Source organism: Pedobacter kyonggii, assembly GCF_004310665.1.
GTDB lineage: Bacteria > Bacteroidota > Bacteroidia > Sphingobacteriales > Sphingobacteriaceae > Pedobacter > Pedobacter kyonggii.
In genome coordinates this window covers 56,301-81,580 of the sequence record NZ_SIXF01000020.1, presented here as the reverse complement: position 1 = coordinate 81,580, position 25,280 = coordinate 56,301, and the positions used below count along the sequence as shown (strand labels likewise).

The window sequence follows — 25,280 nt, the reverse complement described above, 5'->3', positions numbered from 1 at the left end:
TTGCTTCATAGTTTAAATTTGATTGTTGATTTTTGGGGCGTGCCCCAAGCTGCGCAAGGGTCGGGCTATTCGCTGCAAGTCCAACGCTGTGGGCTTTGCGCTACTATCCCTCACGCTTAAAAGCATTATTTTTATGGCTGCCTTGCTTAAAAATGATAACTGTTAAATATTTATTTTCTTTTTTAATTAATATTGAAAGGTTTTTGGCTGAAATATAACGGTAGAGGATTATCGAATTCTATTTTTAGCCTATATTAGATTCGAATAATAAAATGATATTGAAAAATAGGTCCAATAAAGCAATGCAAATGAGATTTAAACTAGGTTCGGTATATGATTACTTTAAATAACTTCAACATGGAACAATCGTATGCTATCGGAATTGATGTTGGTGGGTCCGCACTCAAATGTGGAGTAGTAAACCAGAATGGCGAAATTTTATATTCCATTATTGTATCGCTAAAAAATGCGAAAACTCAGGGTGCAATTATTGCGCTTATTGTAGAAGCGATCCATACCTGTGCTAAAAAAATTAAAAAGCCTATTCTCGGGGTCGGTATTGGTTTTCCAGGGATTATTTACAACAACAAGATTATTGCCGGTGCCGATAATTTACCTGGCTTTAAACAATTGGCTTTAGGTGAAATCCTGCAAGATGTAACACGTTATAATATCGTAATGGATAATGATGCCAATTTAATGGGGCTAGGAGAAATGACTTATGGTGCGGCCAAAGATTGTAGCGACGTGGTTTTTCTTACCGTTGGCACGGGAATAGGTGGTGCTGTGATGATTGATAACAAGCTTTACGGAGGATTTAGAAATAGAGGTACGGAGTTAGGACACATCGTTGTACAACACAAAGGGGTTGCCTGTGCCTGCGGAGGTCGCGGTTGTTTAGAAGCTTACGCCTCAGTATCGGCCCTGCTTAACCATTATCAGTCTATTCACCCTAATCCACCAGAGGAGATTGATGGTAAATATATGGTCGAAAAATACCTGGCTAGAGAAGAATATGCAGTTGAAGCTATGGAATCGCATTTCGACTATCTGGCTACTGGCATTATTAGTTTTATAAATATATTTAGTCCGCAAAAGATCGTAATTGGTGGAGGTATAAGCGAGTCTGGCGCTTTCTATGTTCGGGAGGTAGAAAGAAGGATAAAAACTTTAGCTGTACCTATTGCACCCGGTAATGAGTTGGTGGTTGCTGCCAAGTTGGGCAACAAGGCCGGTTTGCTTGGCTGTGCAGCAAATGTTTTTCAAAAATTTAAGGCATTTGATTATGCAGTGAAATAATTCTTCAGGAAAATAACAGGTGACAGTTTAAACCTGCATCCTTTTCGGTAAATAAGCAAGAACAAAAAGTATTTAATTTTAAAAAAGAGGTTGTGTCATAAATATAGATTTGTCATCCTGTCCAAAGGACTCCTACGGAGAGCCTGTTGAAGGGCCCGTTTAAAAAATGCCCTTGAAGGTGTTTCGACAGGCTCAACATGACTGCATCTGAGTTGAAATCGACTTTTAATTAAAAAAAGGAGGCGAAAAGCCGCCCTTAATATCTTGAAGTTAAATTTTAAACAGTCTATATCGCCTGTATCTTTAAAACCACACTTGTTCTGTAAGCATTTGCTTCCGGGTTAAAGCCTACCTTCATTAAAAAGTCGCCAGAGTAAACTTTAGTACTGTCAATTGGCGATTTGGTGCCAGGGTACAGATTAATTTCTTCTATTTTATACTTTTTGGCGGGATTCAATCCTTTTAGTTTAATCGGTAATATTACACCATTGGTGAAAAGGGTGGCCACATAATAATTAAAAACGATAGCCTGGTCTTTTTCTTCGTTTACATAAGCAATTGAAGCTATTTTATTCCCGTACGGATCCTGTAAACGGTATTGCTGGCCATGCCAGATAATATCCTTAAAGCTATTGTATGTCTTAACGGCATTTTGGCTAAAAAGCAAATCATTTTTACTTAACTCATTTACACGTACATCATAACCGAGTTTTCCCATCATGGCTACATCTGTTTTAAATTTAATGGGTTGTTTACCCATATCGGTAATGTGGTTATCTACAGCAATTGAAGGGAAATAATATGAATATTCCCATTGAATAAAGATGCGGTCATAGGGATTGGTATTATCGCTAGGCCAGAATTCGGTGAAATGTTGTAACGCAGCATAATCTACCCTCGAACCACCTCCAGCACACAGCATCATTGGTGTTTTAGGATATTTCTTCCTGATCCGTTCTAAAACGCTATTTAATCCCCTGATGTATTCAAGATAAAAATGATCTTGATTTTTTAAGGTAGGAGAGTTTGCATTGTATATTAAGGAGTTACAATCCCATTTAATGAAAGCAACTTCCGGCACTTCCTTAAAAATATCATCTACGGTTTTGTAAATAAAATCCTGAACCTTAGGGTTGGTTAAATCCAGCACCAACTGGTTACGCATATAATATTCTTTTCTTTCAGGTTGTCTGATAATCCAATCGGGATGGTTTTCGTATAGTTCGCTTTTAGGATTAACCATTTCAGGTTCTATCCAGATACCAAATTTTACACCGCTTGCTGTGGCTTCTTTACCCAAAGCACTGATACCATTTTTTAATTTTTGTTTGTTATACTGCCAATCTCCCAGGCCAGAAGTAGATCCATTGCGTGGGTATTTATTTCCAAACCAGCCATCATCCAATAAAAAAACATCAACCCCTAATTTTTTGGTATCCTTGGTTAATTCGTTTAATTTTTCATCATTAAAATCGAAATAAGTAGTTTCCCAATTGTTTAATATGGTAGATCTTTCTCCCTTTCCATCTAATATCTGATAGTTTCTGGCCCAATCATGCAAATTTCTGCTGGCTAAACCCTTTCCTGCTGATGAATAAGTATAAATAAAGCGGGGGGTAACGAAATTTTCGCCAGCCTTTAAAGTATAATTTGACGAAAAATTATTAATCCCGGCAGTTACGCGGAGATAGTATTCGTCAAAAGTTTCAAAATCCAGCTTAAAGTTTCCTGTCCATGCTAACGATCCGGCAATTACTTCGCCCATATCCTCAGTTGCAGGCTGATCTATCGAAACCATAAACGAAGAAGAATGAAGCAGGTTTGTTCTGGTTCCTAATTTAGAATCGATAGTTTTTATGCCATGCAGCAATTGCTGTTCTTCCGATCGCATTTCGCGTGTAGCTCCACTATATTGGTTTTTAAGGAAGAATTTTTTTCCACTTAGGGTAAGATTTGCTGAAGCATATTTGTTTAGTACTACTGTACCTTTTTCTTTATGTTCAATTTCGGCCCATTGCTCAATTACATTTTCATTAAAATAGGCCAGGTATTTTAAAATAACCTGAAAATTGTATTTTAAATCTTTAAGGATAATACTGGTTAATTTTCTGTTCTGATCAAGTTGTTCGGTTTTTACATCCGAAAATGTTAAAACGGTAGATTTGTTTCCATCGGCATGGGTTACGGTTAATGCCGGTTCTAATAAATTGAGCGAGCCAGAGGCAATATAAGCTTCACGTTTATTTAAAAGATCATCAGAGCCAGGCTTGTATTTGTCTAATGCCTGTATGCCTGGGTATTCGCCTGCATTGTCTAGTTTTTTGCCAAGATAAGTCGATAATAAAGTGTTATCACGATCTGTTTCTAAGATCAGTACATTACTTTTTGTAGTAATTTCTATCGTTTTCTGCGCAAAGCTGTTTAAACCTATTGTCATATACAGTAAAAAACAAAGTGTGTTTTTTCTTCTCATTATTTATTCAGGTAAAAAGTTTAGGTGGTATTTCAACCATAAGCTAATAAGTGAAATTAGAACTTTATGGGGCTAATGAATGTGCTATTTATACCAGATTATTATCTTTTTTTAACAAGAATTAGTGCAATTGCATGAGATTATAGTGCTAAACCCTCACATTTCTAAATCTAATTGTAAAATAAACAAGGCATTATTATTGTTAAGGGGAGATCAGCGTTGTTTTTAAAAAATTAGCGTAATTTTATAATCATAAAAATAATACAGTTTTCAGCTTTAAACATTTTCAAGAAATGCATTTCCTTCGTCATAATAAATTACCGCAACCCCGAATACACTCATGAACTATAAACAATTGCAGGAAGATGTAGAAAAGCACGTTGGCGATTACTTCCATACCCACAATGATCCTCGCCTGGTTTATCATAACCTCGAACATACGCAAGAAGTGGTAAATGCTGCACAGCAAATTGCCAATCATTACCAGCTTAATGAGCAGGATTTTTTCTCCGTAACCGTTGCGGCCTATTTTCACGATACGGGATATTTTGAAGATGCACTAAATCACGAAGCAAAAGGAGCAGAACTGGCTGATGATTTTTTAGCGAAACATCAGGTCAATCAGGAAATCCGTGATCATGTTAAAAGCGCAATATTGGCCACTAAAATTCCTCAGAGCCCTAAAAATGAAATTGATAAAATCCTTTGCGATGCAGATCTGTTCCATTTAGGTTTGCCCGATTTCCGCGCAAAAGGTAAATTAATGCATAAGGAAAATGAACTCATCTATAAAAAAGATATCAGTAAGCTTGATTGGCGTAAAAAAGATATCCAGTTTATGGAATCTCATCACTATCATACCGATTATGCCAGTTTACTGCTGAGCGATCAGAAACAAAAAAATATCAGTAAACTGAAAAGTAAATTAACAACACAAGAGGAAATTAGTATCGAGCTGGATGAAGCTAAAAACTTCGCACCTAACGTGATACAGAACAAAAACAAAAAAGATAAAGACGATAGGCCAGATAAAGGGATCGAAACGATGTTTAGGATCACTTCTGCCAATAACCAACGTTTGAGCGATATGGCCGATAACAAAGCGCACATCCTGATCACCGTAAATTCGATCATGCTTTCCTTGATCGTGAGTTTGTTGTTAAGGCGATTGGAAGACCATGGCAACCTGATTATCCCTACATTTATTCTGTTAATAGTGAGTTTAACCTGTGTAGTGGTTTCCATTTTATCAACCCGTCCATCTATCCCAAAAGGAGAGTTTACGCAGGAAGATATGGATAAGAAAAAAGTAAACTTATTGTTTTTTGGTAACTTTTATAAAATGAGCTTACCCAGTTATACCGATGGTATGATTAAAGTGATGAATGATAAAGATTTTTTATATGGAACTCTAATTACTGATGTGTACTCGCAAGGCGTAGTTTTAGGCAGAAAGTATAAACTGATCCGCCTGGCTTACAATATTTTCATGTTTGGTTTAATTGCAGCAGTATTGGCATTTGTAATTGCTTATGCAGCTTACGGTAAACTTTAATGGAACAGATAGTAGAAACCTCTTTTTTTAATAGAGATTTAAGCTGGTTAAAGTTTAACGAGCGTATTTTAATGGAAGCCGAGCGAAGTACAGTTCCACTTTTAGAACGTATTAAGTTTTTGTCGATATTCTCTTCCAACCTCGACGAGTTTTATCGTGTAAGGATGCCGGTGTTACTCGCTTTAGAGAAATTGAGCAATAAGGAAGATAACGATATCCAGATTGACGATAATTTGCTGGATACTGCTAATCAACTTATTTCAGAACAGCAGCAGCGTTATGGTAAGGTACTTAAATCAGACCTTATTCCCTTGCTTAAAGAGAATAAGATAAACGTAATTTATGGGCAGCCATTCCCAGTAGAAATTCAGAAAAATATAACCCGATATTTTTTGGGTCAGGTAATGGCCTTTTTGCAGCCTGTTTACATTAATGCTGATACCAACTTCTTTCCTTCAAATAATGAACTTTACTTTCTGATTACGCTAAAAAAGAAAGAAGATGCTGAAGTTGTTATTTTAAATATCCCTTCCAACCAGTTACCCCGTTTTTATAAGGTAGAATCAGGTGATGAAACCTTTATTGTTTTTCTGGATGATATCGTTCGTTTTCATTTAGACCGTATTTTTCCCGAAGGGGAAATTACAGGCTGTTATAGTTTCAAGATTACAAGGGATGCTGAAATTGACCTGAAAGACGAATATTCGGGCAGTTTATCCGAACAATTAGAGAAGCAGTTGCTCAAACGCGATTCTGGTTTGGCTACACGTTTTCTTCACCAGCCTGGCATACCGGCCAACGTTTTCGAATTGCTCAAAAAGCTTTTCAACCTTAAAAAGGCCAATAGGATGGAAGGTGGACAATACCATAACCTGAAAGATTTTATGAGTTTCCCGGTTAATTCGCCAAAATTATCCAATCAAAACTGGCCAAAACTTTGTAATACCGATTTGATTGATGGATCTTTAACCGAAGCCATTTATAAAAACGATATTATAGTACATACGCCTTACCAGAGTTACGATAGTGTATTGCGGTTTTTTAACGAAGCGGCTATTGATGAAGATGTAAGGGAAATCTATGTTACGCTTTATCGTGTAGCCAGCGATTCGAAAATTGTTAATGCTTTAATCAGCGCGGCAAAAAATGGTAAAAAAGTTACCGTTTTGGTAGAGCTTAAAGCCCGTTTTGATGAGGCCAATAACATCAAATGGGCCAAGAAAATGAAGGAGGTTGGTGTTGATATTATTTACAGTGTAACCGCTTTAAAAGTTCATGCCAAAGTGGCCTTGGTAAAACGCCAGATAGGTAACCGCATGCGTTATTCTGGTTTGTTTTCTACCGGAAACTTTAACGAAAGTACAGCAGCTTTTTATACCGATCATATTTTAATGACGGCCAATAAAGAAATGCTTCGTGAGGTAGAGCTGCTTTTTATCTTTCTGGCCAAAAGGGTTAAACCTACTTCTGCAGATCTGATTAAATTTAACCATTTATTGGTAGCACAGTTTAATTTACAGCAGGTTTTTCTTAACTTGATAGATCGCGAAATTGAACATGCCAAACAGGGTAAGCCATCGGGTATTACCATTAAAATGAATAATCTCGAAGAAAAAGTATTGATCAATAAACTTTACGAGGCTTCGCAGGCAGGGGTAAAGATCGAACTGATTGTCCGGAGTATTTGTCGCTTAATTCCAGGTGTGCACGGAATGAGCGAAAATATTAAGGTTACCCGCATTGTTGATCGTTATTTAGAGCACGGACGTGTTTTTATTTTTCACAATTTAGGTAAGAACGATGTATACCTCGGCTCTGCCGATTGGATGAACCGGAATATTTATAGAAGAATTGAAGTTTGCTTCCCGATTTATAATGAGCAGATTAAGCAGGAAATGATAGCTATTATCGAAATCCAAAAACAAGATAACGTACAGGCGGTTTGTATAGATGAAAACATGAACAATATTCCTGTTAAAAGTAGCAGGACTCCTGTCGAGTCTCAACGCGATATTTATCAATTGTTAAAAAAAGATTAATTATGGCTTAGTACGGTCGTCATTCAACTTGAGTGGGAATCTTAAGCCTATTGCATTACGATTCCCGCCTGCGTGGGAATGACGGCCGATAAATAAAAACAGTTATTAAAGATTAAATTTTACCTTATGAAATACAATAAAACTTTCCTCGCCTCTAGCTTGCTAATTTCAGTTGCCTTTTTGGGCATTTCATGCGTAAATGGTAATCGCGATGATAAAAAGAACGATTCAACAGAAACTGTTTCCAATAGCGGAGCAGAAAAATCAAACCTTCCTTACGATTTAGCAAACCCGGTAAAATATAACATGCCACAAAATCTCTTCGAAATTTCTGGAATTGTATTTCATAATGGCGATCCTAAAGAAGTATTTGCAATTCAGGACGAAGACGGCGATTTGTTTCATTTGGGTTTAACCGATAAAGAATCGAAGTTCACCAAATTTGGTGGTAAAGGCGATTATGAAGATCTGGCTATCTTAAATAACACCGTAATTGTGTTAAAAAGTAATGGCGAACTGCATAGCTTTCCCATTAGCGAGATCAATAAACCTGAAGTTGCTGATGTGGTTAAAACTAAGGATCTGGTTCCCAAAGCCGAATACGAAGGACTAGCTGCTGACGAAAAAACAGGCCAGGTGTATGTTTTAACTAAAGAAATTAAGAAAAATAAAAGTGATCAGACGGATATTTATGCCTTTAAATATGCTGATGGTAAATTTACTGCAAGCGGAACCTTTGCTTTGTCTCATCAAGAAATAGCTGACTTATCTGGCGAAGCCAAAATTAAGTTCCGTCCTTCTGCTCTAGCTAAAAATCCATCAACCAACGAGTGGTATGTGCTTTCATCAGTGAATAAACTATTGGTCGTTACTGATGCAAACTTCAAAATTAAAGCAAGCTATCCGCTAAAAGGAGATTTCTTTAACCAACCAGAAGGTATCGCATTCGATCGAGATCAGAACCTTTATATTTCTAATGAGGGCGGTGCTTTATCGGCAGGGAACATTTTGATGTTTAAATTGAAAAAATAGGTTTTGGTAGTAGTGTTTTAATGCGATCGTCCTTCAATAAATTAATCGTCATCTCGACTGAAGCGTAGCGAAATGGAGAGATCTATAATAAATTTCTCAACTGTGTTGCACTCCGTTCGAAATGACGACTTATTATGATAAAAACTTAATGTCCTTAACTTCTTAAGTATTAGTTTACTATTAAGGAGTTAAGGATGTAACGCTTAACGATAAGAGATTCTTAACTGGATAACACGCAAGAATAAAATAAATTTTAAAATAACTATATTTATACAAACGCTGGAATATGATTAAAAGATTTACCCTTTTTACCATCTTATTTTTAATCAACCTCATTGCCTTTGCGCAAGATGATGTAAAATATCGTGTAATTCTTTTTGGCGATGCAGGCGAGATGAATCCAGCGCAGATGCAGGATTTAAAAAACGCAGCCAAACAAATACTTCCTAAAAAAACAACCGTGGTATATCTGGGCGATAATATTTACCCCACCGGAATGGGGCTGCCGGGTAGTGTAGAAGAGGAAGAAACGAAGAGGATCCTGCGTTCACAGTTCGAGCCTATGCGTAAAATGGGTGCTGCAGTTTATTTTGTTCCCGGCAACCACGATTGGGATAAATCTGGCCCCAAAGGTTTAGCCAAAATCAAGGCACAAGATGACTTTCTTAAAGCTCAGAACGATCCATTGTTGAAATTAATACCAGAAAACGGATGTCCTGATCCTGTCGCCATTAAATTAACTGATAAATTAACCATTATTGCTTACGATAGCGAATGGTGGGTCTTTCCATACAATAAATCGAACCCCAACGGCGAATGCGAATGCCGTACCAAAGATGAGATTTTAGTGAAAATGGAACAGTTACTTGAAGAGAACAAAGACAAGGTTATTCTACTAGCTTCCCACCATCCATTTCAGAGTTACGGGCCACATGGCGGTTATTTTAATTTAAGAAACCATCTTTTTCCATTAACATCTTTAAATAAAAATCTATATATCCCTTTGCCTGTTTTGGGCTCGGTATATCCCTTACTCCGTTCCACTTTGTTAAGTCCTGAAGATTTAAACCATCCGGCCTATAAGGATATGATTAAATCAGTAACCGGCGTATTCGGCGATTATCCTAATGTAACTTATGTTGCAGGGCATGAACACGGCCTTCAGTTAATTAAAGGAAAACAATTGCAGATTATTAGTGGTTCAGGATCAAAAGTATCGCCAAATAAGGAAGGCAAAACTTCTTTGTTTCACGAAATGCAGCAGGGCTATGTGATTGCCGATCAGTTGAAAAACAATGATATGCGTTACGAATATTATGTTTATTCGGATACGAGCGTTAAAAGAGTTTACAGTTACATTAAAAAGTTCGAAAGCATCCCTCAAAAAGTAAGGAAAAGAGATAAACCAATTACCGCGGATAGTATTTTTGTACGTATTAAGCCCGAATATGATAGTGTTGGCCATTTTCACCGCACTATTTTTGGCGAAAACTACCGTAAGGAATATGCTGCAAGAACAAAAGTTCCTGTGTTACGGGTTTCTCAAATGATGGGTGGTTTAAAAGCAACTCAGCGAGGTGGTGGCAATCAATCGCGTTCTTTACGATTAGAAGATAAAAACGGTAAAGAATATGTACTGCGTAGTGTAGAGAAATACCCTGAAGTGCTTTTGCCTGCCGCACTGCGCGAAACTTTTGCCAAAGATATTATAAAGGATAACATGTCTGCGCAGCATCCGTTTTCAGCACTGGTAGTTCCCGAACTTGCTAAGGCTGGCGGTATCCCGCATAGCAACCCGATTATTGGCTGGGTTTCTCCTGACGATAATCTTGGGGAATTTGAATCAGTTTTTGCCAATACCCTGTGTTTGTTTGAAGAAAGAGAACCCACAGGAGAATCAGACAGTTCTCCGAAAATGGATAAAAAACTAACCGATGATAACGATAATAGATTAGATGGACCAGCTTGGGTAAAAGCCAGGGCATTTGATGTGTTATTGGGTGATTGGGACAGGCATGAAGACCAATGGCGTTGGAAAGAAACCAAAACTAAAGATGGTTCGCTTTATTCGCCGGTACCAAGAGATCGCGATCAGGTATTTTTTAGATCTGATGGTCTTTTACAGCGTTACACACAATCTTCGTCATTATTACCTATGATGCAGGGGTATGAACGCGGTATAAAAGATATCAATTGGTTTTTATGGGAAGGAAGAGAAATAAGCAGCCGTTGGACCGCCAATATTGATGAAAAGGAGTTTGATAAAATTGTGAAAGATTTCTGCGCAAACTATGACGATGCCGTTTTCGAAAAAGCACTAAAAAAACTCCCAGAACCAGGTTACTCATTACATCACGATGTCTTTTTGGCACAGATGCGCAACAGGATAGCCACTTTGCCAAAGTTAATGAACCAGTATTATCATTTCTTTAACAGGATTGTAGATATCGAGGTGACCAATAAAAATGAACTGATTCAGATTACCGATGCTGAAAACGATGGGTTACGTGTAAAAATCAATAAAATTTCTAAAGAGGGTAATATCAAAGACGAACTTTTCGATCGGAAATTCGATCCCAAAGTAACCAAAGAAATCAGGGTTTACATGCACAACGGTAACGACAGCTTGATCCTGAACAATAAAAATTCGAATATTAAATTGCGGATTATCGGTGGCAAGGGCACTAAAGTTTACGATTTTGCAAACAGCAACGGATCTGTAAAGTTATATGGTAGAACCGATAAAGCAACTTACAATGGAGAGGATGCCAATAAAATCAGGAAAATTGTTTCTAATGATACCTCGAATTTCAGTTACATACCAAAAGATATGTACCGCCGTAATTCGTGGCTATTAAATGCAGGTTACAATCAGGATGATGGCCTTTTATTAGGGTTGATATATAAACAAACTAATCCAGGTTTCAGGAAACAGCCTTATGGCAATTCGCAGACCATTTCTTTTTTACATTCATTCTCCACAAAAGCTTTTAGGTTTAACTATAAAGGCGAATGGTTAAAAGCTTTAGGCAAGGGCGATTTTGTTTTAAAAGCCGATGCTTTCGCGCCAAATAACACACAGAATTTCTTTGGCCTGGGCAACGAAACACCTTTCAATGATGGAGACAATATTAGGTACTACCGTGCACGTTTCAACCTTTATCAGGTTGATGCTTCAATCAGGTGGCGCCGTCCAAAATCTACCTTCAGCGTTGGTCCGTCATATCAGTATTATAAATATAATCAGGAAGATAATGATGGTCGTTTTATCGAAAATCCATCACGCTTACATTCATCTGATTCAATAACGGTACGCAACGAAAAGATGTTTGCAGGTGCATTTGTAAATTTCACCAATAATACCCGCGATAATGATCTGTTACCAACCTTGGGCAGTTATGTTGATTTTAAACTTTTAGGTTACAAAGGCGCTAACCAATATTCTAACTCTTACGGACAGTTTACGGCCAGTATAGCTCTTTACAAAAACCTCGATGGCAGGAAAAACTTCATTTTGGCAGATCGTTTTGGTGGAGGGGTAACCATTGGTAAACCAGCTTTTTATCAGGCTTTATATCTGGGCGGGCAAGGAAATCTCTTAGGTTACCGCCAGTTTAGGTTTGCCGGCGAACATACTTTTTATAACAACTTAGAGCTTAGGGCCAAACTTGGTGATCTGGTTAGTTACGTTTTACCCGGACAAATTGGCTTATTGGGCTTTTATGATGTAGGAAGGGTTTGGAAACGTGACGAAACTTCTACATTGTGGCACCACGGTGTAGGAGGGGGTGTTTACTTCGCTCCGGCATCACTTACAGTTGTGCGTTTTGTAATGGGGCACTCGTCTGATGGCTGGTATCCCTATGTATCGCTTAATTTTAGGTACTAAATTTGTGTAACATATTTATAGATGTAATATCCAACTATTACGTTCAGCAGACGAACATTGCTTTTAGGAGTATGTATCTTTGCAATGAATTAGTAATTAAATAGATAACTATAATTTTTACACTATAGCAAAACTTATACAATGAATACCAATGTAATACAACTACATAAAAACGAATGTATACATTGCCAGGTAGAATCATCTCTGTCTTTCCGCCCACTTGTGGAATATTTAAAAGGCAGATTGAAAACAGAAAAATCGGTGAAATCTGAATTTTACAGGTTTTTACTCCAAAAAATTGAAAAAGACGATGTGCTGCTTGGCAACATCAGTGCCGAAGATTTATCCCAATATAAAGATACTCTAGAATTAATTTTCACTATTCTAACGCCTTTAATGGATAATGAAGATGATTTGTTTTGGGCATTAAGCACCCCAATTCCAGATCAGATTTTTTTTAGCACCAATGCATTCTATAAATTTTTTAAGGATCATGATCCAAAAAATAAGGTAACTAAAGACAACGAGTCTATTGAGAAAAAACAGCTCAAGTTTATTTACAATATTATTTTAGGTCGTTTTTATAATTTTACTTCGGTACTGAAAAATGAGATCATTTATGCTCATATTAATCAGGAAACAAAACTGACACAATACTATAATATCCAAACAGATACGAAGTTTGTAGATATTATGCATAAGGGCGATTTGCCTGAGCTTAATTTTGAAGAACTGGGCAAGCATTTTCAAGACGAAACCGAACTGGAATACCTGGTAAACCACCTGCCTTTACAAGATTTTCACTTTGAAGGATTCAGCATCATCTCGATTACAGATGTGACCTTGCAACATGCTATAGATGGTATCCGCGATGCACTTGTTAATCACAATTATCAAACCGAAGCCTATACACATGTTATCCACGCTTTAAAAACGCTTAGCGGAAACGGAAAACTCGAATTTGGCTTAATGCCTTTTTTAACCGTTAACAATAAGCTCGTTTTCGATAATCAGGAGTTTTCACAAAGTATGCTGATTAATTCGGCAAAATCATCCAATCTGGAAGAAGAAGTTTTCTATTCGTTGGTTGATAAATATAAAGAAAACCCAAGGGCCATTTTTGTAAGCTCGATTAACGACGATCAGATTAATAAAGATCCTTTTTTGAGGGTTTTAAAAGCTGCGGGAGTTTGTTCTTATTCAGTATTGCCTGTGTATTACAATACGCAGTTGGCTGGTGTTTTAGAGGTTTATTCGAGCGAGGAAGTATTGGTTGATGATAAGCTTTTATCGAGGTTACGTCCGGCAATGCCCTTAATCGGTCAGCTTTTCCAATACAGTATCGAAGAATTTGATGCTAAAATGGACGAAGTATTGATGGATAAGTTTACCGCTTTACAACCATCGGTACAATGGAAGTTTAACGAAGCTGTTTGGCATTTTCTTCAGCAAAATAACAGTTACCATAAATTAAAGGAAATCGAAACAATCACCTTTAAACATATGTATCCGCTGTTTGGCGCAATTGATATCCGTAATTCTACCATAGAGCGGAATAAAGCTTTAAAAGATGACATGGAAGTACAATTAAACAGTTTAATTGATACTTTAAAAGCCATCCGTAAGCATGTGTCTTTGGAACTTACCGATAAACTATTGTTCAATTGTAAAGACTGGATTAAACGCATCGGCGATTTTGCTTCATCAAACGAAGAAAATAAACTGAACGAGTTTTTAGAAATAGAGGTTTATCCTTTCTTATCGATTATAAAAGGAAACTACCCGGTAACAGCTGAGTTTGTAGATCGTTATTTCGAAGTTATTGTTCCAGAAACCGGTGCTGCATTTGCAAATCGCAGGCAGTTGGAAATTTCGATGCAGCTGATCAATACCGAAGTGAGTCAGTACCTGGAGAAATCGCAGGCTAATTTACAGGCTTCATACCCTTGTTATTTTGCCAAATTCAGAACTGATGGAGTGGAGTATGATATTTACATCGGACAGGAAATTGCACCAGATCGCCCATTTGATTTGTTGTATCTTAAAAATATTCGTCTTTGGCAGTTAACTTCAATGGTCGATATCGCACGTTTATCGAAAGGATTAATTGGTGAAATGCCTCGTGCATTAGAAACCACACAGCTGATCTTTATCCACTCAAATGCAATTGATATTAGCTTTAGGAACGATGAACGCCGTTTTGATGTAGAAGGTGCTTACAACATCCGTTACGAAGTAGTTAAAAAACGTATTGATAAAGTATTGGTTAAAGGTACAACCGAGCGTTTAACGCAGCCCCATAAAATTGCAATGGTTTATTTCAATCCTGAAGAAGCCAAAGAATATATGGAGTACATTAAATATATGCAGGTTCAAGGCTATTTAAACGACGATTTAGAGCAACTTGAATTAGATGAACTTCAGGGGGTTTCCGGCTTAAAAGCTTTAAGGGTAGGCGTAAAATATCTGGAAAGTAAAGTAGCAGGTAAAACAGATGCAGCTAAAAAACTTAAACCTAAGGAGATCAAATCCATCGAGAAGGAAATCGCGAAAGTGCTACAGCACTAAAACTACAGGTCAGTGATGCTACAAGTTAAAGGCTGTATCATAAATTTTGATTCCACTCGAACTTGTCACGTTGTCCAAAGGACTCCTACGGAGAGCTTGTCGAAACGCTTTGTGGAGCATTTGAACAAGTCCTTCGACAGGCTCAGGATGACAATCTATATTTATGATATAGCCTCCTTTTTAATTTAAAGATTCTTTGCTGCCCTTTCTAAATCAGAAGAATGGATTTGAACTGAAGAAGTTTGGAATATAATCACATTTAAAAACAAAAGGCTTTCTGATCTGATCAGAAAGCCTTATTTCATTTGTGTGTTTTTATTATTTGATTGCGGCAATTTCTTTTTCAACGGCAACAGTTTCTACAGAACTGATGTTCGTTTTCAAAGCTGCAAATCTATCAATGGTTAATTTTTGTGATTTACCCATAACCAAAGTATGTTGATCAGTTGAACCGCTTAATTTTAAATCTGCATTATCGGCAATTACAGTATATAAACCTTCTGAGCTGGTATTGATTTCGGCATGTGCATTTCCTTTTAAAAAGATCTGAAGATATTTAGTTCTTAGTTTTCCTTCAGTTTTAACAATTGCATTTTCTGATGCTTCTATTCTGTAAAAATCGTTTACATAAACAGTTAGTTTTGCTTTGTCGGTACTGATAGAAGTGATTTTTAAATTATCACCATCCTGCATCACTTTAGCTGTTCCTGTGTTATCATCAGTATAAGAAATGCCTGGGTTACTCCGCTGGATAATGGTTACTTCTACATTTCCTTTTACAGAAATCCTTTTAAAAGCCGATATTTTTAAAATTGCATCTGGCTCTTTTTCTGTTGCAGAAACGCTTGTGGTAAATACAGCTGATGATAAAACGATTGCTGTTAATGAAGTGGCGATTAAGGTTTTGATTGAGGTTTTCATAATATTTTTATTTAATAATTAAATGTTAATTAATTGTTATTTAAATGTTTAAGTCTTTTTGTTGTAGTTTTGATGATAAGACGCCGTGAAATGAAAAACGTTGCAGGCAATGTTGCGTTTTTATACAATCGATAGTTAATACTCGACGAACAGGCATTAATTCAAGACGAAAACTTGAAACTTTTACCAAGCATTTGTAAAATATTTTAAGATCTTTTATTGATCTATTCTTTTTCTTTATCTTTAATGAGAATTTTAGTCTATTTATTTATGAAGAAAAAGGTTGTACTTGTTCAGGATAATAAAGATATCCTTGATATAATGGACCACGTATTGGAAGAGGAGGGATTTGATGTTACGGCATCATTAACAACCGAGCCTATAGATAAAATAGACCAAATTGAACCCGATGTGGTGATTGTGGATGATCACATTAAGGGAAAAAAGAGAGGATCACAGGTGATTAAAGAACTTAAATCTGCCCCAGAAACAGAAGATGTATCGGCTGTGTTAACTTCAACATCAAATAACTTACCTCAACAGGCAGAAGAATGCAAAGCAGATGACTATATCGAAAAACCGTTTGATATCGATCATCTGGTTGAAGTAGTGAAGAAAAACAGCTAGATTTTTATTGAAATGACGACCTTTCGGGAGTGAAATCTATAAGTTACATTATTTATGATTTTAGCCAATAGATTTCTCACTACGCTATCAATGATAGATTCTATTAGGGCAGTCGTCATTCCCGCGCAGGCGGGAACCACGAAGTGCTCAGCGAAGCTAATCTTAAAGCTTATTGTATTAAGATTCCGAATTAGGTTGTGAATGACGATTTATCGAAATGAATTTCTCTAGGCAGTTACATTAGGCTTGAACGTATCCGTTTTAACCGTTGCTTTTAATTCATGTAATATCGTATACAACCCAAAATTAGTCCGGTTAACATAAATAAAATGTTTTACGCCACGGGCCTGTTTAAATTCTGGCATTTTAGAAATTTTTTCGCCATAGATATATAGTTGCTCGAAAAAATCAGGTTTACTAAAATCGAAAGATTTACTGGTATAGGGTTTGGCAAACAGGCTGATCATCTCCTTATACGATTTATAGTAAAACTCAATCTGCTCAGGAGAATCGTCGGCATGGATCATATCCAGTTTTCTAAATGCATCTATTGTTTTATTTTTATCATGAATTACATCAGTAGAAATTAAGGAGAAAAACGGGTAATAGAAATCATCAGGCATCTCTTTAATACAGCCAAAATCAATTACTCCAAGGTTTTCATCAGGCGTAATCATAAAATTTCCAGGATGTGGATCCGCATGCACAGCCCTTAGTTCATGCTGTTGAAAATTATAGAAATCCCACAGCGCCTGTCCGATTTTATTACGTAAATCCTGAGAAGGATTCGTTTGTAAAAATTCTTTTAAATGTAAACCATCAATCCAGTCCATGGTAATGATCCGCTTTCCTGATAATTCTGGATAGTATTTTGGAAATACAACATGATCGAGGTTTTTACAGGCTTCTGAAAACTCAATAGAACGTTTAACTTCCAGTTCGTAATCTGTTTCTTCGAGCAAACGTTCTTCAACTTCTTTAATATAGATATTCAATTCCCTTTCAGACATGCCCAATAAACGGAAAGCGAAAGGTTTTACCAGTTTCAGATCAGAAGAAATGCTGTCTCCAACACCAGGGTATTGAATTTTAATGGCGAGTTTTTTACCATTAAGCATTGCTTGATGTACCTGTCCAATAGAAGCTGCATTGCTGGAGCTAAGGTTAAAACTATCGAAAATGTTTTCAGGTGTTTTACCGAAATTCTTGGTGAAAGTTCGCACAATTAATGGGCCCGAAAGGGGCGGGGCATTGTATTGCGATTGGGTAAATTTATCGACGTAAGATTTCGGTAGGATATTTTTATCCATACTCAACATCTGTGCTATTTTTAAGGCGCTTCCCTTTAATTCGCTCAGCGATTTATATATGTCGGTTGCATTGTCCTCGTTAAGCTGTTCTCGGTCCATTTCGGGGTTAAACAGTTTTTTAGAATAATGTTTAATATAATTGCCTCCGATCTGAATACCTGTTTTGACAAACTTTGCCGAACGCTCTACCTTGGTTGTTGGAATACTTTTTTGTGTCTTCATATGGTATTTAAAAGCCCATTTTTTCTGCAAACTTCCCATTCCTGCTTAGAAACTTCCCGTATTCCAATAAATTATCAATTGGCGAATGCTGAAAAAGATCGAAAGTTACATTAATGCCTTTTTCAATGGCTTCATCGCTTTTTTCGAAACCTTCACTATCATCGTTGATCCAAAAATTAACAATGAATGCAAACTGGATCCATAAAGCATCTTTGTACCTTTTACTTAGAAAGCGACGTTCGGCAAGTTCGCCACTATCTAAACCTTCTTCAATAATTTCCTGTGCAAAGTTTTCGAAAATAGGTTTTACGCCAGTCAGAACATCGGGAGTAGAAAATTTACCACGTTGATTCTTTAAACTGTAAATCACAAAACTGCGTTCGTTCTTCAGGTTTTCGAGGTAACTGTAAAAGAAAGAAAGCATTTTTTCTCTGGCTGTATATTGGAGCCAAACTTCCTGTTCTTTGATTTTGGTAATGGTTTCGAAAGTAAGTTCGAACCAGATTGTTTTTTCAATGCTTTCAAAAGAAGAGAAAAACTGATAAAAATCGGCCTCGGTAATTTTAAGCTTTTTCACAAAAACATAAACCGATTTTGGTTTTTCATTGTTTGTTAAAACATAATCTAAATATGCTTTTCTAATTTGCTGAGCAGTTGCCATATACCTGTTTTTTACAAGTATAACGTTTAATTTATGGGCTTGTTTTTGCAGTTGGTTTTTTGTTGATCATGAAATTGTAATAATAGCTTTCAAAATATTTGAAAGTTGGTTTTTTGACTATTTATTTTAGTTTTTAAAGTTTTTAATGTTGATAATTTTTTACGATAAAGCTAAAATAATTAGTATTTTTGTTTCTGATTATTCCTTTTAACTAAATAAAGCAAGATGATCCAGGTAAACGATTTTTTATATGGCAAAATGGAACTGCCAATGGTATTTTCTGATCTGTTAAATACTGATGCTTTAAAAAGGTTAGGTGGGATTCATCAAAGTGGGGCTATATTTTTAGTCAATCCAGATATCTGCCACTCACGTTTGGAGCATGCCATAGGAGTTACCATGTTGATCAGGATGCTCGGTGGTTCGGAGTTGGAGCAAATTGCCGGATTACTGCACGATATTTCGCATACCGCGTTTTCTCATGTGGGCGATTATGTTTTCGACAATACAGACGAAGATTATCATGAAAAGGTTTTCGCAGAAGTTTTATGCAGATCGGAAGTGCCTGATGTGTTGTTAAATTATGGATACAATATTAACCAGATTCTGTATGGTACGTTTGATATTTTAGAACAGCCATTGCCGGCGCTCTGTGCCGATCGTTTGGATTATACTTTGCGTGACGGTATTCATGGTGGGGTAATTTCCCGTCAGCGTGCCCGCGAATTTTTGACTTCCATTGTGTTGAAGGATGGAAAAATAGCGGTGAATGCAGAAACTGAAGTGGCTTGGATTAATGAAGCTTTTGAAAAACTGAATAATGAAGTATTTAAACTACCACTTCACCTTTATGCCAACGGCAAAATGGCCGAATTAATTAAGAAATTTCTGAATAAAGGAGTATTGGTTGAAAGTGATATGTTTAAAACAGACACTATGCTGCTAAACAAAATCAGAACTTCTTATGAAGGATATGAAGCCATTAAATCAATCAAACAGTTAAAAGGTTTCGCCGAATTTATGCGCCATGGCGCGGTGCCAAAGATAAAAACAAGAACATTGGATGCTTTGTTGGTTTAGTGTTTGATGTTTAGCGTCGATTATCCTCTTCGTTTCATCCTCCTTACTTGTTTCTGGATTTTTCTTGTAATTGAACCGATGAACTAGTTTTCCACGGAGACCCAGAAACAAGTATCGTTTAGTCATCCTGAGCGGAGTCGAAGGATCTTTTCTAGATAAATGTCATCCTGATCCGATAGTTATCGGATTTGTTTCAGGATCTTTCCTGTATAACGAGAATAAAACCAATAGCTAATGAGCCAGTGATTAATCAACCAATCCATTTCAGAAGAATTAACGTATATTGTGAAAAATATAAAGATATGTCTGCAATAGAAATTATTTTAATAGGAGTGGTTATCCTGCTTATTTTTGGTGGCAAAAAATTGCCGGAATTAATGAGAGGAATAGGGAGAAGTGTGAAAGAATTTAAGGATGCCAAAGATGAACCTCCGGTAAAATAATTGCCACAAACAAAACTTTCTGTTTGTGGCACTGTTTTTAAGTAAAATAAACGCCAATATGGAAAATAAAAAAGAAGATCTGGCCAAATCAAAATCCGATTTTACAGCTGAAAATGCGAAACATCCTGAAAAGGGATTAAATGATTGGAACGACCGCTTAGATGAAAACCTGGAGCCTGAAGATCATAACGATATCGAAGCAGATGAGAAAGCCAAAGATTTCTCCGCAAAATACGGTAGCGGCGATCAGTCCGATCAAGGTAATAAATGAATATTTATCATATAGCCACTCTTTTATAGGTGGCTTTTTTGTTTTGCATGATTTATTTTTTTTTTTTTTTTTTTTTTTTCAATTTCGCTTTTCTTAGGGCATTACATTCATATGTGAAACTTTTTTACACCACTTCTTTAGTTTATTACACGAAAGGTGATTTTTCTGCTTAAAAATTGTTAAAATTCTAATAATTTTTTTTCTTGTGATCTGATTAATGGTATATTGCATATCTAATCAAACAACATGCATAACGTTTTCAAATTAAACTGATAGGTAATGAGCAGGCATTGGTTATTGGTTTTGTTTTTCTTGCTTTTTACAACAACCCTGTCTTTTGCTCAAAACACATCAAATAAGGGGAAAGATTTTTATGTTCCTTATGCAGGGCATATTGATGGTGATAGGTCGAGGTTAACCTTATTTTTATCTGCAGATCAAGCTACCGGATATGAAGTTTACGTTGGGGGTACTTTAGTGTCTGCTGCTGGTGCTATTATACCTGCCAATACCTGTTTGCCATTTGTAATCGATCCAACTGCCTACACAGTATTAATGAGCAGTTCCAATTTAATAGAGTCCAATAAAGCCATTCATGTTGTTACCACAAAAGCCATATCATTGTATAGTATTATTTCTAATAACGCTCGTACGGGTGGTACTTTAGTGTTGCCAACAAACACACTTGGACAAGAATACTATGCCTTTAGTTATGAAAACCGTGGAAATCAACAAGGTTTTTCACAATTTACTATTGTAGGAACAGTTGATAATACAGATGTCGAAATTACACCTAAACAAAACGAAAGATATGGAGGAAGAACCGCCAATACAACTTTTATCATTAAGTTAAATAGAGGCGATGTTTATCAATATCAATCAGTTGGTGATTTAACAGGAAGCCACATTAAAGCCTTAAACTGTAATCCTGTAGCCGTATTTACAGGTAATACCTGGGCAGCATTTTGTAATGAAGGTAATAGCCGCAATCCGAGTGGTGGCGATAACCTTTATCAGCAGGTTTTTCCAGTTTCTGCATGGGGGAGGAATTTCGTAACCGCACCTTTTTATAATACCCTTCATGGTAATACCGATATTATGAGGATCATTGTAGCAGACGATAATACGGTTTTAACCGTTAACGGAAGTACTACAGATGCCAATGGAACTCCTCTTTCTAATCCATATATTAAAGGATCGGTAGTTACCTTTTTTTCCACTTCAGCAAATGTAATTTCTGGTTCCAAACCAATTGCTGTAGCACAATACCAAACTTCTCAAACTTGCAATCTAAACAATGGCAGCAATACCAACCAATATCAATTTCCAGGCGATCCTGAAATAACCGTGCTTAATCCTGTTGAGCAAACGTTAAATAATATTACGGTTTTTTCAGATCTGGGATCGGTAGGAGTTCCCACCCAGATCACTAGATACTATCTGAATGTAATTATTAAAACAGCAGATATAGCTTCGTTTAGGCTAGATGGTAACCCGGTGAATAATTTTACAGCGATTGATAACGTATTTAGTTATGCTGTAATTGATGTGACCAATACACAACCTCAACACCGGTTATCTGCAGCTGGTGGTTTTTCTGCAATTTCATACGGTTATGGACCAGTAGAATCTTATGCATACTTAGCTGGGGCAAATATTCAGAACTTTACGTTTCAGCCTGCCAGCACTGTTACAAGGCAGCCTATTAGTAGCGGTTGTTTAGGAGAGCCCATCAGTTTAACTATAAATTTACCTTACCAGGCTATTAAATTAGATTGGGAGATTGAGGGAGCGGCAAACTTTACTGATGATAGCCCAGTGGTAATAAACACCTTTACGAGGCCAAATGATAATAATACTTATTATACCTATAAGTACCCTAACGACCTGAATTATCCAAATCCTGGTGATTACCAGTTTAAAGTAATAGCAACTAAACCCAATGCCGATAATTGTGGTAATACAGAAGAATTGATTATCGATTTTTCAGTTGATAATCAACCTACAGCAGCCTTCGAATTACCCGCTACTGGTTGCCAATCTACTGGTGTTCAATTTACCGATAAAAGTGAATCCAATTCAAATTCGAGAAGCATAACACAATGGTTATGGGATTTTGGTGACGGAAAAACATCTTCTGAACAGCACCCTGTTCATGTTTATGATCGTCCGGGAACTTATAATGTAGTTTTAACGGCTACAACAGATTCGAAATGTTCAGAAACATCTTCGGCATTTCCAATTGTAATTAATCCTCAACCCAAATCTGATTTTGACGTGAAAGGCTTATGTGTAGGCAGACCAGTTATTTTAACAGAAAAATCGACGATAGAAAGCCCTGGTATCATTGTGAAGTGGAGCTGGGATTTTGGCGATGGAAGCACCCCATCTACTGAACAGCAACCCACTCATCAATACAGTGCTGTTGGTTCTTATACTATTGCGCTAACCACCGAAAGTGATAAAGGATGTGTAAGTTTAGTGAAAAGTAAAATGGTAACCGTAATTGACCCACAATCTGCTGATTTCGAACTGCCTGATTTTTGTCTGAATGATGGTGTAGCTAGATTTAAGAATACCTCCAAAAATGCAGATGGAACTATAACAGGCTTAAATTTCGAATGGAAATATACTGATCAAAACAATAATGTAGTGGCTACTTCAACAGGTGTTGATGGGGTTTTTACGCCTGCTTCCACAGGTAATTATAATGTGATCTTGATTGTAAAGAATCAGGATGGTTGTGAGATGTCAACTTCAAAACCATTTACAGTTAACGGTGATGTTAAAGCAGCTGATTTTGAGGTTATGAATGATAATAGCTGTGTGAGTGAGGATATCATGATTAAAAATACATCTACTGTATTTACAGGCAAGATTACTAAGATTGAGATTTATAGAGATTTTGGTAGAGAAACTTCCATTTATAAAACAATCTCTTATCCGGATGATAACGAAATTTTTATGATTAAGTACGATACTTTTGGTGGGACTACCGACCGAACATTTAACATCAGACTTGTTGCTTATTCTGGAGAAAATTGTTTTAAATTTTTAGATCAAACACTAACCTTAAAACCAGTTCCACAATTGATGTTTGATGATATGGCTCCAGTTTGCGAGGCCGATGGTACCGTTTTAATTACGCAAGCTAAACAGAAAGTTGGAGAAGAAATGAATGGAACACCAGGCGTATATAGTGGCGACGGCATAAAAGCAGATGGTACCTTTAATCCGAAAATTGCAGGGCTTGGGTCACACATTATCACTTATACATTTACAGGAGATAATGGTTGTCCTAGCGCTATCACCAATACAATCGAGGTATACAAATCGCCAGTTGTTAACGCAGGTACATTGGTTTACATTTTAGCAGGCGGACAGATCGAAATCCCTGCAGCTGCTGAAGGCACTAATTTGAAATATAAATGGTCGCCTGCAACAGGTTTGAACAAAACGGATGTGTTAAATCCGATTGCATCGCCAGATAACGATACCGAGTATACGCTTACAGCAACCACACAGCCAGATGGATGTGCTACAACATCTACGGTGCAGGTTAAAGTTTTGCAAGGTTTAAATCCACCCAATACCTTTACACCAAATGGTGATAATGTGAACGATACCTGGGTTATTAAATATTTAGAATCTTATCCAAATGCTACCGTCGAAATTTTTAACAGAAACGGGAACAAGGTGTTTTTTAGCACTGGATATAAAATTCCTTTTGATGGGAATTACCAAAATGAACCGCTTCCGGTAGGTGTTTATTATTATATGATCAACCCGCGTAACGGACGAAAAACAATAACTGGACCGCTCACCATAATCAGATAAATTGAAGAAGCTCATCATCATATTTGCACTTTTTGCAACATTTAAGGTTTTTTCCCAACAAAAGCCACAGTATACCCAATACATTTTTAACCAGTATCTGCTAAATCCGGCGCTCTCAGGAATTGAAAATTATCTTGATTTTAAAGCCGGTTACCGTAAACAATGGTCGGGTATTACCGATGCACCTCAAACTTCATTTGTATCTGCACATTGGGCCTTGGGCGACAATCAATTGTGGAGTAATGCGTTAACCTCTTTCCCTGAGCAAACAGGTAATCCGATGGACCGTAATTATATGCAGAACTACATGTCGTCGCCATCGCATCATGGAATGGGGGTAACTGCTGTTTTAGATAAAACTGGTCCGATTAAAAGATTGGATGCGAATGTTACCTATGCTTATCATTTGCAGCTAAGTAATAATTTTAATCTTTCTGCAGGTGTTGCTGCGGGTATTTCGAGTATTTCCTTAGATGTAAATGCACTTACTTTCGATACGCCGATAGATCCGGTTATGAATAGGGCATTGATTAACCAGGTAAAACCCGATTTGAGTATTGGTTTATGGTTATATAGCTCTAGGATGTTTGCAGGTTTATCTGTACAGCAAATTTTACCTCAGAAGTTAAGTTTCACCGGTGATAATAACTATAATCTGGGTAAAGAAGTCCCGCATTATTTTGCTACGGCAGGATATAAGTTTTTCTTAGATGATGAAATTGCCGCTGTACCATCGGTAATGGTAAAGTATGTATCACCTGCGCCGGTTTCTGTTGATGTAAACCTGAAACTGGCTTTTAAAGATAAAATCTGGTTCGGGGGGAGTTATCGTAAAGACGATTCGTTCGCAGCAATGGCGGGTTTCAATGTCGGAAAAATGGTTAATTTAACTTACTCGTACGATTTTACAACTTCACAACTAAATCAGGTGAGTAACGGCAGCCATGAAATTGTATTGGGCCTATTGCTGAATAATATCTATAAGGTGCCGTCGTATATTAAAATGTGGTAATATGCTGGCATTAAGGTTGTTGTGGTGTAATAGCTCATAGA

The 25,280-nt window shown here is 36.8% G+C and carries 16 protein-coding genes; 12 read left to right on the top strand and 4 right to left on the bottom strand.

Features of this window, described 5'->3' with window-relative positions; all coding sequences use genetic code 11:
• Positions 1-333: 333 nt before the first annotated feature.
• Positions 334-1,299 carry an ROK family protein gene (locus tag EYS08_RS17985; protein WP_244215990.1) on the top strand — a complete coding sequence of 322 codons (966 nt, stop codon included), beginning with the start codon at positions 334-336 and terminating at the stop codon, positions 1,297-1,299.
• Positions 1,300-1,585: 286 nt separating this feature from the next.
• Here the strand turns inward: EYS08_RS17985 and EYS08_RS17980 are convergent, their stop codons facing one another.
• Positions 1,586-3,772, bottom strand: coding sequence for an alpha-galactosidase (locus tag EYS08_RS17980; protein ID WP_131031403.1), 2,187 nt, complete (start codon positions 3,770-3,772; stop codon positions 1,586-1,588).
• Positions 3,773-4,112: 340 nt separating this feature from the next.
• On the opposite strand from EYS08_RS17980, the gene EYS08_RS17975 reads away from it, so the two are divergent.
• The 5 genes from EYS08_RS17975 to EYS08_RS17955 all read left to right on the top strand — a co-directional run bounded on the left by EYS08_RS17975 (position 4,113) and on the right by EYS08_RS17955 (position 14,855).
• Positions 4,113-5,327, top strand: coding sequence for a Pycsar system effector family protein (locus EYS08_RS17975; RefSeq protein WP_131031402.1), 1,215 nt, complete (start codon positions 4,113-4,115; stop codon positions 5,325-5,327).
• Positions 5,327-7,366, top strand: coding sequence for a polyphosphate kinase 1 (gene ppk1 / locus EYS08_RS17970; RefSeq protein WP_165456498.1), 2,040 nt, complete (start codon positions 5,327-5,329; stop codon positions 7,364-7,366). Before EYS08_RS17975 ends, ppk1 begins: the two co-directional genes overlap by 1 nt.
• 126 nt (positions 7,367-7,492) lie before the next feature.
• Positions 7,493-8,398, top strand: a complete 906-nt coding sequence (locus tag EYS08_RS17965; RefSeq protein ID WP_131031401.1) for an SdiA-regulated domain-containing protein — start codon at positions 7,493-7,495, stop codon at positions 8,396-8,398.
• 286 nt (positions 8,399-8,684) lie between these two features.
• Positions 8,685-12,287: a BamA/TamA family outer membrane protein gene (locus tag EYS08_RS17960; protein ID WP_131031400.1), complete on the top strand. Its 3,603-nt coding sequence runs from the start codon at positions 8,685-8,687 to the stop codon at positions 12,285-12,287.
• A 141-nt stretch (positions 12,288-12,428) separates the two neighbouring features.
• Complete coding sequence (locus EYS08_RS17955; protein ID WP_131031399.1) at positions 12,429-14,855, top strand: GAF domain-containing protein; 2,427 nt, start codon at positions 12,429-12,431, stop codon at positions 14,853-14,855.
• 318 nt (positions 14,856-15,173) lie between these two features.
• Here the strand turns inward: EYS08_RS17955 and EYS08_RS17950 are convergent, their stop codons facing one another.
• Entirely contained in the window at positions 15,174-15,776 is a 603-nt protein-coding gene (locus EYS08_RS17950) for a GIN domain-containing protein (protein ID WP_131031398.1), read from the bottom strand.
• A 270-nt stretch (positions 15,777-16,046) separates the two neighbouring features.
• Between EYS08_RS17950 and EYS08_RS17945 the strand changes: the two genes are divergently transcribed.
• Complete coding sequence (locus EYS08_RS17945) at positions 16,047-16,403, top strand: response regulator (RefSeq protein WP_165456497.1); 357 nt, start codon at positions 16,047-16,049, stop codon at positions 16,401-16,403.
• Between the two features lie 227 nt (positions 16,404-16,630).
• On the opposite strand, the gene EYS08_RS17940 is transcribed toward EYS08_RS17945, so the two are convergent.
• Both EYS08_RS17940 and EYS08_RS17935 read right to left on the bottom strand, forming a co-directional pair.
• Positions 16,631-17,935, bottom strand: a complete 1,305-nt coding sequence (locus EYS08_RS17940) for an ABC1 kinase family protein (protein ID WP_131031396.1) — start codon at positions 17,933-17,935, stop codon at positions 16,631-16,633.
• Between the two features lie 7 nt (positions 17,936-17,942).
• Complete coding sequence (locus EYS08_RS17935; protein ID WP_131031395.1) at positions 17,943-18,596, bottom strand: TetR family transcriptional regulator C-terminal domain-containing protein; 654 nt, start codon at positions 18,594-18,596, stop codon at positions 17,943-17,945.
• A gap of 225 nt (positions 18,597-18,821) precedes the next feature.
• On the opposite strand from EYS08_RS17935, the gene EYS08_RS17930 reads away from it, so the two are divergent.
• From EYS08_RS17930 to EYS08_RS17910, 5 genes are all read left to right on the top strand, one after another.
• Positions 18,822-19,676, top strand: coding sequence for an HD domain-containing protein (locus tag EYS08_RS17930; RefSeq protein WP_131031394.1), 855 nt, complete (start codon positions 18,822-18,824; stop codon positions 19,674-19,676).
• Between the two features lie 302 nt (positions 19,677-19,978).
• On the top strand, positions 19,979-20,119 hold the full coding sequence (locus tag EYS08_RS17925; RefSeq protein ID WP_083505447.1) for a Sec-independent protein translocase subunit TatA/TatB: 141 nt from the start codon (positions 19,979-19,981) through the stop codon (positions 20,117-20,119).
• A 58-nt stretch (positions 20,120-20,177) separates the two neighbouring features.
• Positions 20,178-20,390 carry a hypothetical protein gene (locus tag EYS08_RS17920; RefSeq protein WP_131031393.1) on the top strand — a complete coding sequence of 71 codons (213 nt, stop codon included), beginning with the start codon at positions 20,178-20,180 and terminating at the stop codon, positions 20,388-20,390.
• A 279-nt stretch (positions 20,391-20,669) separates the two neighbouring features.
• The gene (locus EYS08_RS17915) at positions 20,670-24,227 is read left to right on the top strand and encodes a PKD domain-containing protein (protein ID WP_131031392.1); all 3,558 of its coding nucleotides are present in this window, start codon (positions 20,670-20,672) and stop codon (positions 24,225-24,227) included.
• Position 24,228: 1 nt separating this feature from the next.
• Positions 24,229-25,239, top strand: a complete 1,011-nt coding sequence (locus EYS08_RS17910) for a PorP/SprF family type IX secretion system membrane protein (RefSeq protein ID WP_131031391.1) — start codon at positions 24,229-24,231, stop codon at positions 25,237-25,239.
• Positions 25,240-25,280 lie beyond the last annotated feature (41 nt).